Origin of the sequence: Microbispora siamensis (assembly GCF_016863095.1) — a bacterium.
GTDB classification, from domain to species: domain Bacteria; phylum Actinomycetota; class Actinomycetes; order Streptosporangiales; family Streptosporangiaceae; genus Microbispora; species Microbispora siamensis.
Genome location: NZ_BOOF01000013.1, coordinates 206808 through 223307 on the forward strand (window position 1 = coordinate 206808; position 16500 = coordinate 223307).

General features: G+C 69.8%; 13 protein-coding genes. 1 reads left to right on the forward strand and 12 read right to left on the reverse strand.

The annotated features are described in order from the left end of the window. Positions 1–66: 66 nt before the first annotated feature. The 5 genes from yjfF to Msi02_RS14655 form a co-directional block, all read right to left on the reverse strand. Positions 67–1068 carry a galactofuranose ABC transporter, permease protein YjfF gene (gene yjfF, locus Msi02_RS14635; protein ID WP_079316085.1) on the reverse strand — a complete coding sequence of 334 codons (1002 nt, stop codon included), beginning with the start codon at positions 1066–1068 and terminating at the stop codon, positions 67–69. Continuing rightward, positions 1065–2111, reverse strand: a complete 1047-nt coding sequence (locus Msi02_RS14640) for an ABC transporter permease (RefSeq protein ID WP_079316084.1) — start codon at positions 2109–2111, stop codon at positions 1065–1067. The genes yjfF and Msi02_RS14640 overlap by 4 nt, the downstream gene beginning before the upstream one ends. Then, positions 2108–3619 carry a sugar ABC transporter ATP-binding protein gene (locus Msi02_RS14645; protein WP_079316083.1) on the reverse strand — a complete coding sequence of 504 codons (1512 nt, stop codon included), beginning with the start codon at positions 3617–3619 and terminating at the stop codon, positions 2108–2110. Before Msi02_RS14645 ends, Msi02_RS14640 begins: the two co-directional genes overlap by 4 nt. 274 nt (positions 3620–3893) lie before the next feature. Further along, positions 3894–4886, reverse strand: a complete 993-nt coding sequence (locus tag Msi02_RS14650; protein ID WP_204048857.1) for an ABC transporter substrate-binding protein — start codon at positions 4884–4886, stop codon at positions 3894–3896. A 73-nt stretch (positions 4887–4959) separates the two neighbouring features. Further along, on the reverse strand, positions 4960–5952 hold the full coding sequence (locus Msi02_RS14655; RefSeq protein ID WP_079316127.1) for a LacI family DNA-binding transcriptional regulator: 993 nt from the start codon (positions 5950–5952) through the stop codon (positions 4960–4962). A 254-nt stretch (positions 5953–6206) separates the two neighbouring features. Between Msi02_RS14655 and Msi02_RS14660 the strand changes: the two genes are divergently transcribed. Continuing rightward, positions 6207–9977 (forward strand): alpha-L-arabinofuranosidase family protein, encoded by a 3771-nt coding sequence (locus Msi02_RS14660; protein ID WP_204048858.1) that lies wholly within the window; start codon positions 6207–6209, stop codon positions 9975–9977. A 114-nt stretch (positions 9978–10091) separates the two neighbouring features. Here Msi02_RS14660 and Msi02_RS14665 read toward each other — a convergent pair whose 3' ends face one another. From Msi02_RS14665 to Msi02_RS14695, 7 genes are all read right to left on the reverse strand, one after another. Beyond that, positions 10092–11072 (reverse strand): LacI family DNA-binding transcriptional regulator, encoded by a 981-nt coding sequence (locus Msi02_RS14665; RefSeq protein WP_239108410.1) that lies wholly within the window; start codon positions 11070–11072, stop codon positions 10092–10094. Positions 11073–11322: 250 nt separating this feature from the next. Continuing rightward, complete coding sequence (locus tag Msi02_RS14670) at positions 11323–12183, reverse strand: DMT family transporter (protein WP_204048860.1); 861 nt, start codon at positions 12181–12183, stop codon at positions 11323–11325. 220 nt (positions 12184–12403) lie between these two features. Beyond that, the gene (locus tag Msi02_RS14675; protein WP_204048861.1) at positions 12404–13207 is read right to left on the reverse strand and encodes a dienelactone hydrolase family protein; all 804 of its coding nucleotides are present in this window, start codon (positions 13205–13207) and stop codon (positions 12404–12406) included. Between the two features lie 144 nt (positions 13208–13351). Further along, positions 13352–14014: an SRPBCC family protein gene (locus tag Msi02_RS14680; protein ID WP_204048862.1), complete on the reverse strand. Its 663-nt coding sequence runs from the start codon at positions 14012–14014 to the stop codon at positions 13352–13354. Between the two features lie 72 nt (positions 14015–14086). Then, on the reverse strand, positions 14087–15469 hold the full coding sequence (locus tag Msi02_RS14685; RefSeq protein WP_239108411.1) for a CynX/NimT family MFS transporter: 1383 nt from the start codon (positions 15467–15469) through the stop codon (positions 14087–14089). 142 nt (positions 15470–15611) lie between these two features. Then, complete coding sequence (locus tag Msi02_RS14690) at positions 15612–16025, reverse strand: hypothetical protein (RefSeq protein WP_079320998.1); 414 nt, start codon at positions 16023–16025, stop codon at positions 15612–15614. Positions 16026–16101: 76 nt separating this feature from the next. Further along, positions 16102–16455, reverse strand: coding sequence for a hypothetical protein (locus tag Msi02_RS14695; protein WP_204048864.1), 354 nt, complete (start codon positions 16453–16455; stop codon positions 16102–16104). Between the last annotated feature and the right edge of the window lie 45 nt (positions 16456–16500).

Sequence of the window (16500 nt, forward strand, 5' to 3'; positions counted from 1 at the left end):
TCCTTGGTTGGGGGGTGGCCGCACAGCTGGATGCGGCCGATAGAAGGGATAGGACTTTTCCGCACATCAAGGAGTTCGGCGGCGCGATCCCCCCGAGAACACGCGCTGCAGGAGGATGAAGACGAAGAGCAGCAGACCAATGAAGATCCTGGTCCACCACGAGCTGAGCGTGCCCTCGAAGCTGATGATCGTCTGGATCAGTCCCAGCACGAGCACGCCGAGCACGGTGCCGAGCAGGAAGCCGCTCCCGCCGGTCAGCAGCGTGCCGCCGATGACGACCGCGGCGATCGCGTCCAGCTCCATGCCCACGGCGCTGAGCCCGTAGCCCGACAGCGAGTAGAAGGCGAACAGCAGGCCGCCGAGGGCCGAGCAGAACCCGCTGATCGTGTAGACCGCGATCTTCGTACGGGCCACCGGCAGACCCATGAGCAGGGCCGACTGCTCGCTGCCGCCGGTCGCGTAGACGTTGCGGCCGAGCCGGGTGTAGTGCAGCACGTACGCCGCGATCAGCACGACCACCACCGCGATCACCGCGCTCGGGGAGACCGACAGGTCGCCGCCGAGGTTGATCCGCGTCTGGGCGATGTCGGTGAACGTCTGGTTCTCGATCGGGATCGACTCGGTGCTGATCGTGTAGCACAGGCCGCGGGCGAGGAACATGCCGGCCAGCGTGACGATGAACGGCTGGATCTCGAAGTAGTGGATGATCGCGCCCATGGCCAGGCCCAGCACCGCGCCGATCACCAGCACCAGGGCCATGACCGCGTACGCCGGCCAGCCGTCCTTCAGCAGGCTGGCGCTCAGCATCGTGGCGAGCGCGACCACCGAGCCGACCGACAGGTCGATGCCGCCGGTGAGGATCACGAACGTCATGCCGACCGCGACGACCAGCAGGAAGGCGTTGTCGATGAAGACGTTGAGGATGATCTGCCCGGTGGCGAAGTTGTCGTAGCGGATGCCGCCCGCCACGAACATCGCCACGAACAGCCCCGCGGTCACCAGGACGGGGATGTACTTCGGCGGGACCGTACGCCGGCGGAGGTCCCGCAGGCCGGTGATGCTCGTCATGCCGAGACCCTCACCTTCTCTTCGGCCGCCGGGCGCGCCGCTATCGGGCGCCTGCGGCGGTGGAACACCTTCGCGCGGAAGGCCGGGGACTGGATCAGGCAGACGATCGTCACCACGAGCGCCTTGAACAGCAGCGTCGTCTCCGGCGGGACGCCGATCGAGTAGATCGTGGTGGTCAGCGTCTGGATGATGAGGGCGCCCAGCACGGTGCCGCTCAGCGAGAAGCGGCCGCCGGACAGCGGGGTGCCGCCGATGACGACGGCGAGGATCGCGTCCAGCTCGATCCACAGGCCGGCGTTGTTGCCGTCGGCGCTGGAGACGTTCGAGCTGATCATGAGTCCGGCGATGCCGGCGCACAGCCCGCAGAACGCGTACACCGTCATGAGCACGCCGCGGGCGCTGATGCCGGCCAGGCGGCTCGCCTCGGCGTTGCCGCCGACCGACTCGATGAGCAGGCCGAGCGCCAGGCGCCGGGTGAGGAACGCGGTGAGCGCGAGCACGACCGCCACGATGATGATCCCGAACGGCAGCGTCAGCCAGTATCCGCCGCCGATCAGCTTGTACGGCGAGCTGTTGACGGTGGTGATCTGGCCGTCGGTGATGAGCTGGGCCAGGCCGCGCCCGGCGACCATCAGGATCAGCGTCGCGATGATCGGCTGGATGCCGATGCCCGCGACGAGGAAGCCGTTCCAGGCGCCGAGGACCACCGACAGCACCAGCGCGAGGCCCACGGCCCCGAGCACGCCGCCCACGGAGTTCTGGTCGGACAGGCCGCTGATGCGCAGGCAGGCCAGCGCACCGGCGATCGCCACGACCGAGCCGACCGACAGGTCGATGCCGCTGGTGGCGATGACCAGCGTCATGCCGAGCGACACCAGGATCAGTGGCGCGCCGAACCGGACGATGTCGATCAGGCTGCCGTAGAGGTGCCCCTCCTTCATCTGGATCTTGAAGAAGTTGTCCGTGAAGAAGAGGTTCAGCGCCAGCAGCGCGACCAGGATGACCAGGGGCCAGAACAGTCGGTGCTTCAGGATCCGGCTCATGATCGGGCTCCGCTCGCGATCGTCTCCGTCAGTGTGTCGGTGGTCAGGCGCTCGTCGTTGTCCAGTTCCGCGACGAGCCGACGGTCGCGCAACACGCCGACCTTGTGGCTGAGCCGCAGCACCTCCTCCAGCTCGGCGGAGATGAACAGCACGGCCATCCCGCCGTCCGACAGCTCGGCGACGAGACGCTGGATCTCGGCCTTGGCGCCGACGTCGATGCCGCGGGTGGGCTCGTCGAGGATGAGCAGGCGGGGCTCCAGGATGAGCCAGCGGGCCAGCAGCACCTTCTGCTGGTTGCCGCCGCTGAGGTTCTTGATGAGCTGGTCGGGGTTGGCCGGGCGGATGTTCAGCGCGGCGATGTACTTTTCGACCAGTTCATCCTGCTTGCGCCGTGGGATCGGCCGGGTCCAGCCGCGGGCGGCCTGCAGGGCGAGGATGAGGTTCTCCCGGACCGTCAGGTCGGGGATCAGTCCCTCCGCCCGCCGGTTCTCCGAACAGAAGGCCAGCTTCCTGGAGACCGCGGATCGGGGCGTGCGCAGGTTGACCTGCTCGCCGCCGATCTTCAGCGATCCGGTGCCGGCGTGGTCGGCTCCGAACAGCAGCCGGGCGATCTCCGTACGGCCCGAGCCGAGCAGCCCGGCCAGGCCGACGACCTCGCCCTCGTGGATGGTGAGCGTGAACGGCTGGATGGCGCCGGTGCGGCCCAGTTGCTCGGCCTCCACCAGCGGGGCGCCCTCGCGGGCCGGCGGGCGCTCCTCCAGCTTCTCCAGGTCGGCGAGCTCGCGGCCGATCATCTTGCCGATCAGCTCGACCTGGCTCAGCTCGCTGGTGAGGTACTCCCCCACGAGCGTGCCGTTGCGCAGGACCGTCATCCGGTCGGAGATCTCGTAGATCTGGTCGAGGAAGTGCGAGACGAACAGGATCGCGATGCCCTGCTCCTTGAGCCTGCGCATCACCCGGAAGAGCTGGGCGACCTCGCCCGCGTCGAGGCTGGAGGTGGGCTCGTCGAGGATGAGCACCTTCGCGTCGATGTCGACGGCCCGCGCGATCGCGACCATCTGCTGGATCGCCAGCGAGTACGACGACAGGGGCGCCGACACGTCGAGGTCGAGGTCGAGCCGGGCGAGGATCTCCGCGGCCCTGCGGCGCATCGCCTTCCACTGGATGCGGCCGAGCCGGCGGGGCTCACGGCCGATGAAGATGTTCTCCGCCACCGACAGGTTCGCGCAGAGGTTGACCTCCTGGTAGACGGTGCTGATGCCCGCCTGCTGCGCGGCGAGGGGGCTGGAGAAGGCGACCGGCCGGCCCTCCAGCTCGATCTCGCCTGCGTCGATGTCGTAGACGCCGGTCAGCACCTTGATCAAGGTGGACTTGCCGGCGCCGTTCTCCCCCATCAGCGCGTGGACCTCGCCCGGAAGCAACCGGAAGTCGACGCCGTCCAGTGCCTTCACGCCGGGGAACTGCTTGCCGATCCCGCTCATCCGCAGGATCGGCGCGGGTGCGGCCATGCGGCGCCCCTCTCTGTGTCTCCCGCTCACCGTCGGAGCGCTTACTTCCGCCTGGTCGTGCCGGAGGCGCGCAATGGAACGCCTCCCTCGTCGCTCGGGGGTCACTCGTTCCTCGCTCCCCACTCGCTCCTCAGTCCAGATCGGCGGCGCGCCCCTCCGGATCGCTCGTTGTCTCCCGCTCACCGTTGGAGCGCGCACTCCTCCGGATCGCTCGATCCTCGTGTCTCGTCGTCATGGGCGGGCCGCCCCGCGGCGGGGGCGGCCCGGAATCCGATCAGTACTTGCGGTTGGGCAGGGCCTCCTTGGCCTGCTCCTGGGTGAAGGTGGTCTCCTCGGTGACCACCCGCTGGGGCACCTGCTCGCCCTTGACGACCTTCTTGGCGAGGTCCATGAGCTGGGTGCCGAGCAGCGGGGAGCACTCGACGATGAAGTTGATCTTGCCGTCGGCGAGGGCCTGCATGCCGTCGTGCACCGCGTCGACCGTGATGATCTTGATGTCCTTGCCCGGGACCTTGCCCGCGCCCTCGATCGCCTCAATGGCGCCGAGGCCCATGTCGTCGTTGTGCGCGTACAGCACGTCGATCTTGGGGTTGGACTTCAGGAAGGCCTCCATGACCTCCTTGCCCTTGGCGCGGGTGAAGTCGCCGCTCTGCGAAGCGATGATCTTGAACTTCGGGTCGGCGGAGATGACCTGCTGGAAGCCGGCCTTGCGGTCGTTGGCGGGCGCGGAGCCGGTGGTGCCCTCCAGCTGGACGATGTTCACGTCGTCCTTGCTGTCCTTGTACTGGTCGACCAGCCACTGACCGGCCTTCTTGCCCTCCTCGACGAAGTCGGAGCCGAGGAAGGTCTTGTACAGGCTGGTGTCCTTGGAATCCACGGCCCGGTCGGTGAGGATGACCGGGATCTTCGCGTTCTGCGCCTCCTTGAGGACGGTGTCCCAGCCCGACTCCACCACCGGCGAGAAGGCGATGACGTCGACCTTCTGCTGGATGTAGGAGCGGATGGCCTTGATCTGGTTCTCCTGCTTCTGCTGAGCGTCGGAGAACTTCAGCTCGATGCCGGCCGCCTTGGCGGACTCCTGGATGTCCTTGGTGTTGGCGGTGCGCCAGCCGCTTTCCGCGCCGACCTGGGCGAAGCCCATCACGAGCTTTCCGTCGTCGGCGCCACCGCCGGACGAACCACCGCTGCCGCCACTGCTGCTGCTGCAACCGGCCATCGTCAGGGCCGTGGCACCGGCCAGGATCAGTGCCGAGATCCTCTTCAACACTGTGGGGATCCTTTCTAACTGTTAGCGCTAACACCTACGGCACAGCGCTGGTCATCAATGTGTTTCCGTACGGCTAGCGCGCGGCGACGGCCGTGCTTCCCCTGAGCACGAACTGGGGAGGCACGACGAGACGCTCATGGGGCAACGCCTCGCCCGACTCGATCTGCCGGAGCAGCACGTCGATGCTGCGCCTGCCTACGGCCCCGAAGTCCTGTCTGATGGTGGTGAGCGGCGGGGAGAAGAACTCCGACTCAGGGATGTCGTCGAAGCCCACGATGCTGATCTGCTCGGGGACTTTCACCCCCTCCTCCGTGAACGCGCGCAGGAGACCGAGCGCCATCTGGTCGTTGGCGACGAACACCGCGGTGACGTCGCCGGCCATGGCGGCGAGCTCCTTGCCGGCGTGGTAGCCCGATCGGGGGCTCCAGTCGCCGGTCAGCATGCCGGGGACGGGCCGCCCCGCGGCGGTCAGCACCGCGCGCCAGCCCTCGATCCGGCCCTCGGCCTCCAGCCAGTCCGCCGGGCCGCTGACATGCCAGACGGTCTCGTGCCCGAGGTCGAGCAGGTGCGAGGTCGCCAGCCTGGCGCCCTCGACCTGGTCGACGCTCACCACGGAGACCTCGCCCTGATGCCAGCCCTCGACGGCCACGGCGGGCATGCCCGCCGGCAGGTCGTCGAGCGCCCGGGCCGCCGACCGCTGCGGGGCGACGACGACGATGCCGTCCACGCCCTGCTCGGCGAGGTAGCCGATCGCGTCGTTCACGCCGGCCCTGTCGATGGTCCGCAGGCTCACGATGCTCACGAAGTAGCCCGCGTCCCTCGCGGCCTGCTCGATTCCGTATACCGTGCTCGCCGGGCCGTACAGCGTCGTGTCGAAGCTGACCACGCCCAGCGTGCGCGAGTGCTTGGTGACCAGGGCCCGGGCGACGAGGTTGCGGCGGTAACCGAGCTGGTCGATGGCCCGCATGACCCGGGTGCGGGTCTCGGCGCGGACGTTCGGATGGTCGTTGAGCACCCGCGAGACCGTCTGGTGCGACACTCCGGCCAGCCTGGCCACGTCGGCCATGACGGGCGGGCGGCGGTCGACGTTGGGTCCCACTGGCGCTCCTCTCAACTGCTTGGGAAGACTGTGAGCGTTAACACGACCCGCCGTCAAGGTGGTGGCCGGTTACGGTCCGGTCACACCGAAACATCGCGTTAACGTCCTATTGACGGACATGCCGCATGGCCCTTAACTGGTGGCCGAATCCAGCTTGTTAGCGCTCACTTCGCGACCATCTCGTGATGTTAACGCTAACAGAAACCGGAGGAGCCCCCCGAATGAGCAGAAAGGCCTGGTCACTGGCCTTGTCGGCGGCCCTGGCGAGCGGTGTGGTGAGCGGCGCGCTCTCCACCACGCCGGCTCAGGCCGAAACCGCCGACCCGATCCCCGCCGGCGCGGCCGTCGACCAGTTCGACGCCGCCGCGCTCGGTCCCGACTGGCAGGTTCTCAACCCCGACAACACCCAGTGGTCCCTGAGCGAGCGGCCCGGCAGCCTGCGGATCCACTCGCTGAAGGGCGACACCTACCAGACCGACAACTCGGCCAAGAACATCTTCCTCATGGACGTCCCCGCCGGGGACTTCGAGGTCGTCACGAAGTTCAGCGCCCCGGTCGCGCTCGACTACCAGAGCGCCGGTATCTTCGCCTGGCAGGACTGGGACAACTACGTCCGCGCCGGTCTCGCGCACGTCGGCTCGTCCGGGGGCAACGTCATCGAGACCGACACCGAAGTGAAGGCGGCCTTCACCGCGGCCTTCGCGAGCCGCTCCGGATCCACGGGGGAGATCCTCAAGCTGGCGAGGTCGGGCAACCAGTTCACCTCGTCGTACTGGGACGGCTCGGCCTGGGTGCAGGCGTCCAAGGTCACCGCCGCGCTGGACGTCAAGCAGGTCGGCCTGTTCGCGCTGTCCGCGCAGAACGGCACGCCGATCGCGGCCGACTTCGACTACTTCGCGGTCAAGGCGGCCGAGGGCAAGGCGATCGTCCCGTCCGGCGCGTTCACGCTGCGCGCGGCCGGCTCCGCGCCGTACCTGTCGGCCGACAAGGACGGGCAGGTCGTCGCCTCCGACGCCCAGGCCATGACGAGCCTCGCGGTCACCGCCGAGGACAAGGGCGACGGCACGGTGGCGCTCAAGGACCTGAGCGGCAAGGGCTACCTGCAGGTCGCCGACGACTCCACGGTGCGCCTCGGCTCCACGGCTGGAGCGTTCCAGCTCCGTGACGCCGGCGGCGGCAAGGTGTACCTGTCGGCCGGGGACAGGCGGATCGCGGTCAGCGACGGCAGACTCGTCGCCACAGGCCAGAGCACGACGACGCAGGGGACGAAGTTCCAGGTCGAGGGCTATGCCAAGGACGTCGGCGAGCTCAAGGTGGACACCACCGCCGCCGGCACCAAGGTCAGCCCCAACCTGTACGGCATCTTCTACGAGGACATCAACCACGCGGCCGACGGCGGCCTGTACGCCGAGCTCGTGCAGAACCGGTCCTTCGAGTTCAACTCGGTCGACAACCGGAACTACAACGGCCTGACCGCGTGGACCAAGGTCGGGCGCGGCGGCGCGACCGGCACGGCCGCGGTGTCCGGCGACCAGCCGCTGAACAGCAACAACCGCAACTTCCTGCGGCTGGACATCACGAACCCGGGCGCCGGCTACGGCGTGAGCAACGCCGGCTTCAACAAGGGCATCGCGGTCCAGGCCGGCAAGACCTACGACCTGTCGCTGTTCGCCCGGCGCACCGGCGGCGGCCCGATCACCGCCTCCGTCGAGAGCGCGGACGGCTCCAAGGTGTACGGCACCGCCACGATCGACGTCCAATCGGCCGACTGGAAGAAGTACACCGCGACGATCACCGCGAACGAGACCACGGACGCCGCGCGCCTGGTCGTGCTGGCCGGTGGCACCGGCCGGGTCGACCTCGACATGATCTCGCTGTTCCCCGAGGACACCTTCAAGGGCCGCGAGAACGGCATGCGCAAGGACATCGCCGAGACGATCGCCGCGCTCAAGCCGCGGTTCCTGCGCTTCCCCGGCGGTTGCGTGACCAACGTCGGCACCTACGACCCGTACTCGCTCAACCAGGACCGGCGCCGCATCTACCAGTGGAAGGAGACGCTCGGCCCGGTCGAGGAGCGGCCGACGAACTTCAACTTCTGGGGCTACAACCAGACGTACGGCATCGGCTACTACGAGTACTTCCAGTTCGCCGAGGACCTGGGCGCCGAGCCGCTGCCGGTGCTGTCGGTGGGCGTCAACGGCTGCAACGAGAACCGGCCGCTCACCGACGAGGCCAAGCTCCAGCGGTGGGTCCAGGACACGCTCGACCTGATCGAGTTCGCCAACGGGCCGGCCGACTCCACCTGGGGTTCCAAGCGGGCGGCGATGGGCCACCCCAAGCCGTTCGACCTCAAGTACATCGGCCTCGGCAACGAGGAGATCTACACCGAGTTCTTCACGAACTTCCCCAAGTTCGCGAGCGCGATCCGGGCCAAGTACCCGAACATCAAGATCCTCTCGAACGCCGGCCAGACGTCCCAGGGCTCCTGGTTCGACCGGATGTGGCAGTTCGCCCGTGACCAGAAGGCCGACCTGGTCGACGAGCACTACTACAACGACCCGAGCTGGTTCCTGGCCAACAACCACCGTTACGACAACTACGACCGGAGCGGCCCGCACGTGTTCGTCGGCGAGTACGCCTCGAAGGGCAACACGTACTGGAACGCGCTGACCGAGGCGTCGTACCTGACCGGCATCGAGCGCAACTCCGACGTCGTCGACCTGGCGTCGTACGCGCCGCTGCTGTCCAACGTCGACTACGTCAACTGGACGCCGGACCTCATCTGGTTCGACAACGACCAGGTCTACGGCTCGCCCAGCTACTACGTGCAGCGCCTGTTCTCCCGAAACGTGGGCGACACCGTGCTGCCGAGCACCTACAAGGCGAGCCCGCTGCCCGTGGACGACATCAAGGGCGCCATCGGACTCGGCTCCTGGAGCACCCAGGTCCGCTACGACGACGTCAAGGTGACCGGGGCCGACGGCACGGTCCTGTTCAGCGACGACTTCTCGAACGGCACGGGCAAGTGGACCCCCGGCCAGGGGACGTGGGCGGTGCAGGACGGCGCGTACGTACAGACGGCCAACGTGACCGACGCCCGGTCCACGGCCGGCTCGACGGACTGGTCCAACTACACGCTGGAGGTCACCGCCCGCAAGACCGGCGGCGCCGAGGGCTTCCTGGTGATGTTCGGCGCGAAGGACACCGGCAACTTCTACTGGTGGAACATCGGCGGCTGGAACAACACCCAGTCGGCCGTCGAGAAGGCGACGAACGGCTCCAAGTCGTCGATCGCGACGTCGAGCACCACGGTTCAGACCGGTCGCGACTACAAGATCAAGATCCAGGTCTCCGGGCGGCACATCACCACCTGGCTGGACGGCCAGAAGATCAACGACTTCACCGACAACGCCGCCGTCGAGCCGCTCTACCAGGTGGTCTCGAAGGACAGCGGCACCGGCGACGTGGTGGTCAAGGCCGTCAACGTCCAGGACACCGCCGTGCGCAGCACGGTCGACCTCGGCGGCGCCAAGATCGCCCCGAAGGCCGTCGTCACCTCGCTGACCGGTGACCTCGCCGCCGTCAACTCGCTCGCCGAGCCCACGAAGATCTCCCCGGTCGAGCGGGAGGTGAGCGGATTCTCCTCCGCCTTCACCTACGACTTCCCGGCCCACTCGGTGACGTTCATCCGCCTCGGCAAGGACACCAGGACCGACACGACCGTCACCGCCCACGCGTCGCCCAAGCAGGTGAAGCAGGGCAAGAAGGTCCAGGTCCACTACAGCGTGGACCCGGAGGGCGCGACCGGTCGGGTGACCGTGTCCGAGGGTGCCACGATCCTCGGCGAGGGGACGCTCAACCCCGGCGGCCAGGGCAAGACCGAACTCGGCCTCGACCTGCCGGCCGGCACGCACGAGCTCACCGTCTCCTACTCCGGCGACGCCCGCTTCCGGCCGTCGGCCACCACGGTGACGCTGGAGGTGAAGCCGTAACAAGCGGCCGCCCGGGGTGCGCCGTCTCACCAGGCACCGGCGCCCCGGGCGGCTCCTCCCAAGCGGCGGCAGGCGTGGACACGCCTGCCGCCGCCCTCACATGTGTCCCCTTTTTCAGGGGCTGATGCCGGTGCTCTCCCTCACCACGAGTTCGGGCTCCACCATGCGCCTGGCCTCGCCTTCCACCCCGGCGATACGGTCCAGCAGGAGCTGGAACGCCTGCCGGCCGACCTCGCCGAAGTTCTGCCGGACGGTGGTCAGCGGCGGCCAGAAGTAGGCCGCCTCGGGGACGTCGTCGAAGCCGACAACGCTCACGTCCTCTGGAACTCGCCGGCCCGTCTCGCGCAGGGCCCGCAGCACGCCCATCGCCATGTGGTCGTTGGCCACGAAGATCGCCGTCACGTCGGGCTCACGGGCGAGCCGCTTGCCGATCTCGTAGCCGGAGTGGGCGGTCCAGTCGCCGACCAGCGGCTCGGGCACCTCCCTGCCCTCCGCCTCCAGCGCCGACCGCCAGCCGGCCACCCGGCCGCTCGCGTCGATCCAGTTGGGCGGGCCCGACAGGTGCCAGACGGTGCGATGACCGAGGCTGAGCAGGTGGCGGGTGGCCCGGGCGGCGCCGGCGTACTGGTCCACCGCCGCCACCGGCACCGGCAGGTCCGTGCCTCCGCCGACGTCGACCACCGGGAGGCCGGGGGGAAGGTGCCGGAGCCCCTCGGCGGCCGACTCGTGCGGCGCGACGACGATGACGCCGTCCACGGACTGGGACCGCAGGCGGTCGATTCCCCTGGTGATCCAGCTGCGGTTGAGCGCGGGCAGGCTGGCGATGCTGACCAGGTAGTCGCTGTCCCTGGCGGCCTGCTCAATGCCGAACAACGTGGAGGCCGGGCCGTACAGGGTGGTGTCGAAGCAGACGACCCCCAGCACGCCCGAGCGGCCGGTCACCAGGACCCGCGCCGCCGAATTGGGCCGGTAGTCGAGCTCGCGGACCGCCGCGAGAACGCGCGCCCGGGTCTCCGGGCGCACCTTCTCCGGGGCGTTCAGCACTCTCGACACCGTCATCGCCGACACTCCTGCCAGCTCCGCGACGTCCTCCATGACCGCCGCCTTCGGGCGTTCGGTCGGGCTCTCTCCAGGCCGGACCTTCGTCATCCGCCGCGCCCCGCTCATTCCGGATCAGGTTTCCTGACTGTTTGCGATAACAGCGAGCCGTGTCAATACCGTGATGATCACTGTTGCGTCACGAGCCCGCTGAGGAACGTTCCGCCTGGTGACCACGTACGCGCAAGGCCCCCAGCTCATGGTATCGCTAACAGGTCCTCGGGCTTCTGCGTTAGCCCGGGGTGAGTCAACACGGGGCATCGCGAAGTTCCCCTCGGGCGAGCCAGGCGAGGGCGCACAGGAGCACGATCGCCCCGCCCACCTGTACGGCCGACATGCGCTCCCCCAGCAGCACGACGCCGATGACGGCGGCGACGAGAGGTTCGAGCAGGGAGATGACCGCCGCCGTGGTGCCACCGACGACGCGCAACCCCGCGAAGAACAGCCCGTACGCGAGCGCCGTCGGCACCGCCGCCAGGTAGCCGAGCAGCAGCACGTTGGTCACGGCGTGCCCGGCGGGCATCAGCCCTCCGGCAGCGGCGAGCGGGAGCAGGCAGGCCGCGCCTCCGGCGAACCCCCATACGGCCACGCCGTCGGCGGGCATCCGGCGGGTTGTGAGCGTGACGAGGGAGTAGGCCGCCGCCGACAGCAACGCGTAGCCGGCGCCCGCCGGGGTGACCGTCCGCGCGCCTCCCGTGAGCATGGCCAGCCCGGCGACGGCGAGCGCGCCGCAGGCGAGGCCGGTGCGGCCCAGCGGCTCGCCCAGGAAGACCCGGCCACCGGCCGCCACCAGAAGCGGCGTGGCGCCCATCGTCATCATGGTGGCGACCGCGACCCCGGCCTCGGCGATCGCCCCGAAGTAGGCCGCCTGGCACACCGCCATCGCCGGGCCGACGAGCAGCACCGCCCGCCAGGAGGGGCGGCTGCGGGCGACGGCGAGCAGGAGCGCCGCGCCGCAGGCGAAGCGCCAGAACGACACGGCGACGGGACTCAGTTGTCCCGCGCCGTGCAGGACAGCCCCCGCCGCTCCCCCGGTTCCCCAGGCGATCGCGGCGGCGGACACGTAGACGAGGCCCTGCCGTACGGACAGGGCTGGAGCGTGGTTCATCGACGTCTCTCCAGTGAGGTGGGCCCGATTCCCGCAGGCGGGCAGGGACCACCGGCCGGGCCGCCCAGGCCCGGCTCACCGGATGGCGCCGCCCGCTAGCGGGCGGGCGGCGGAGAGACGATCAATGTCATGCGGGCACGGTAACGGGTCCGCCCGGCCCGCCGCATCACCATTTCGGCACTTTCGGGGGTGCCGGTGCGCGCGGCGGGAACCGGAAGGCTTAGTCTTGCATCGTGGCAGCCCGAGGCGAGGTCAGGTCGCCTCGGGCTGTCCGCTTCAGGAAGCCGAGGATGCGTGACCAGGCGTAGGCGCAGGCCTCTGCCAGCTCCGGGCGGCCCAGCTCGAAGAAGCTGTGCGGCGCTCCCGGATAGGTGACGAACTCGTGGGCCACGCCCGCGCCTTCCAGCGCCTCGCCGAAAGCGTGCACCACCTCGGAGGAGATGCCCTCGTCGGCGCCGCCGAACAACCCCAGGATCGGCCCGCGCAGCTCGCCCGCCATCTGGGTGGGGCCGGGGTTGCCGAACAGCACGTCCGGATATCCGTACAGGCCGATGGCGCCGGCGAGCCCGAAGGCGGGCAGGGCCGTCATGAACGCGAGCCTGCCGCCGAAGCAGAAGCCGAGCGAGACGACCTGCTCGCCCACCTCGGCCCGTAGGCGCGCGGCGCCGGCGGCGATGTCGGCGAACAGCGTGTCCTTGTGCGCCTTGCCCAGGTGCTCCATGAACGGGAAGTCGCTGCCGGAGCGCGGATCGGTCCCGGCCGTACGCCCGAAGTAGTCGATGGCGAGCGCGGTGTGCCCCTGCTCGGCGAGCCGTTCTGTGAGGCGCTCGTAGAATCCCGACAGTCCCCGGTTGTCCGGCAGGACGAGCACCGCGGGACCGGACGGGCGCCCGGGGCGGGACAGGTGAGCAGCGAACCTCGCCCCGTCGGCCGAGGTCAGCACGAGGCGCTCGGACGTGACGGTCGTGACCGGAGAACCGTAGACGGGCGGCACGGCATCGGGCTCGTAACACACGGGCGACATCCCTTTCGCTGTATTCATCGGATACGCCCGTGAGGCTACAAGACAGATTGCACATCTTATCATGACGAAATAAATTTCCGATCACTCACGAATAACGAATAGGCCCGCCTCCCGGGGCGCGGGAGACGGGCCTGTTCGCGTGGATCAGATCACCGGGCCGGGCGTGTCACGCGGCGGCACCGGGCCGGTGCCGGGGACGGGACCCGTGCCGGGAGCGGGCGGGATCGGGCCGGGGCCGGGCGGGGGCAGCGGCGTCTCGCGCGGATACTCGGGGTTCACGGTCCGGGGCGGCATCGGCTCGCCGATGTCGTAGCCCGTGCCGGAGCCGCCGAGGCCCGTGCCGCCCTGCTGGTGCGGGCCCGGGACCTCGCCGCGCCAGCCGCCGGTCTCGCTGCCGCGCGACTCGATGAACGTCTTGAAACGCTCCAGGTCGCCCTTGACGCGCATGCGGACGATCTGCAGGGCGTCCGCCGCCTTCTCCAGGAAGCCCTCGGGGTCGTACTCCATCTGCAGCGTGACGCGGGTCGTGTTGTCGTCGATCCGGTGGAAGGTGACGACGCCGGCCTGCCGCGGCGTGTCCACCGAGCGCCAGGCCACCCTCTCGTCCGGGTGCTGCTCGGTGATCTCCGCCTCGAACTCGCGGCGGACGCCCGCGATCTCGACGACCCAGTCGGTACGCGTGTCGCCGATCTGCTTGACCGACTCCACGCCTTCCATGAACTCCGGGAAGCTCTCGAACTGCGTCCACTGGTTGTACGCGGTGCGGATCGGGACATTCACATCGACGGACTGTTCGATCGAGCTCATGCCTTCTCCTCTCTCGTGGGTCTCTGCCCTACGCCTGCCCTGAGAGAAGGACGTAAACCCAGGTGCGCGGCCTCAGCGGGAGGCCGGCCTGCGGCGCTCGTCTCCCCGGCCCGCACCCTGCCGCCCGGCCGGGCGGGCCAGGCCGGAAGGCCGGATGGCAGGGCGCGGCCGGGCCGCGTTGCCCCCGTCGCCCGACCGCGCCCGCCGCGCCGTGTCGGCCGACCGGCGCATCCGTCCCGCGACGAGGTCGCGCACGCCCCGCGAGACGTGGTCGCTGCGCCGCCCACCGGGTGCGGACGGAGTCTCGTCTTCCAGCGTGCGGTCGGCCGCCGCGTACCAGCCGGTGACCACCTGTACGGCGAGCGCGGCGAACAGCAGCCCGAACGGCAGCGCCCACCCGCCGCTCACCTGGTGGAGCAGGCCGAACGTGATCGGCCCGGCGCCCGCGATGAGATATCCGGCGCTCTGCCCGAAGGCCGACAGCGCGGCGGTGCCCGCCGCCGTGCGGGTCCGCATGGCCAGCATCGCCAGCGCGAGCGGGAACGTGCCCCCGCCGACGGCCACGAGGATCGACCACGCCCACAGCGCCTGCCCGGTGAGCAGGCCCGCGAAGCCGGCCGCGTACAGGACGGCGAAGGCGATCACGAGCGGGCGCTGGCCGGACAGCCGGGCCGCCAGCGCGGGCACCGCCATGGAGACGGGGATCCCGAGCCCGGTGAACACGGCGAGGACCAGGCCGGCCTGGCCGGCGGTGTAGCCGTTGTCCCGCAGCAGCAGCGGCAGCCAGCCGAACATCACGTACGCGATGAGCGACTGCGAGCCGAAGTATCCGGCCACGGCCCAGGCGAGCCTGCTGCGCAGGAGGCCGTCGGCTCCGGCCCTCGCGGATGTGTCGCGCCGCTCCGGCTCACCGCGCCTGAGCGCGAGCCACGGAATCGCGGCCACGGCGGCCAGGGCCGCCCACACCCCGAGTGCCACGTGCCAGTTGCCTCCCGCGGCCTGCTGCACGGGAACGGTCGCGGCGGCGGCGACCATCGTCCCGGCCGCGAGGGCCGTCGAGTAGACGGTGGTCATCGCACCCGCCCGCCGGGGGAAGTGCCTCTTGATCAGCGCGGGGATGACGACGTTGCCGACCGCGCCACCGGCCAGCGCGACCGCGCTGGCCGCCATGAACGGCACGGCCGAGTCGACGAGGGAGCGCACGGCCTGCCCCGCCGCGAGCAGGACGATCGCGGCCAGCAGCAGCCGGTGCTCCCCCATCCTCCGCGACATGGCCGGCGTCAGCGCGCCGAACAGGGCGAAGCTCATCACCGGCAGGGTCGTGAGGAGCCCGGTCATCGCCCCCGACAGACCCAGCCCGGCGCTCACCTGGTCGAGGACGGTCCCCACGCTGGTCACCGCGGTGCGCAGGTTCAACGCGGCGAGGGCGATGCCCCCGGCGATCAGCCACGCCATCGATCCGCCTTGTGCTCGCAGCACGCCCCTCCGCGTCACGACGGCACTCATCGCCGCAACATCTCCCCTCATCCGGTCATCCTACGATTGACACCATACCAAAGCCCTCATAGCTCTCATTTGTTCCCTGCTCCCCGGACCGTTACGAGCGCCGGACTCCGCGCAGCAGCCACAGGAGACCGATGACGGGCAGCGCGAGCGGCACGAATCCATACCCGCTGCCGTATCCGGACCACACGGTGGCCTGCGGGAACGCGGCGGAGTCGGCCAGGCTCAGCGTGCCGACGACCAGCACCCCGGCCAGCTCGACCAGGCAGGCGGCGACCGCGACGCGCCGGGCGCCCCGGGCCAGCGCCACCGTGAGCACGATGTAGACCACTCCGGCGAACGCCGACAGCGCGTACGCCAGCGGCGCCTCGGCGAATCTCGTGGCGATCTGCACGGCGGCGCGGGAGGTCGCGGCCAGCGCGAAGATCCCGTACACGGCCACGAGCACGCGTCCCGGCCCGGAGCGTACGGCCTCGCCGCCCCGGTCCTGTCCGGCAGGGGCGCTCATGCCACCTCCTCGCCTTGCGGCTCGGAGTCGCACGAGCGAATCGCGCTGTGTCTATCGATTCGCTCGCTACGCTCGCTCATGCGCCCGCGTTCCAGATCTGCAGCAGCCGCCCGGTCATGACGGCCACGGTGAAGGCGGCCACGGCGATGACCCCCGGCCCCCAGCGCGTACGCTCCGCCCGGCCCCACCACATGGCGGCGGGCGGGATCACCACGGTGCCCGCCAGGTAGCCGATGAAGGTCGCCTTCTCCACCACGTGGCCGAGCCCGGCGAGCGCGAAGCCCGCCTGCGCGAGCACGGCGAGCTCCAGCAGTCCCAGCCCGGCCAGCAGCACCGGCCCCATCGGCCGGTCCCGTACGGCGGTGACGACACCGACGAGCGCCATCAGCAGAGCGGCGCCGATCAACCAGCCCGAATAGGCGCCGTTCATGCCGCGCTCAGGGCGGGGGTCGCAGACATGGCCAGTAGCGTATCG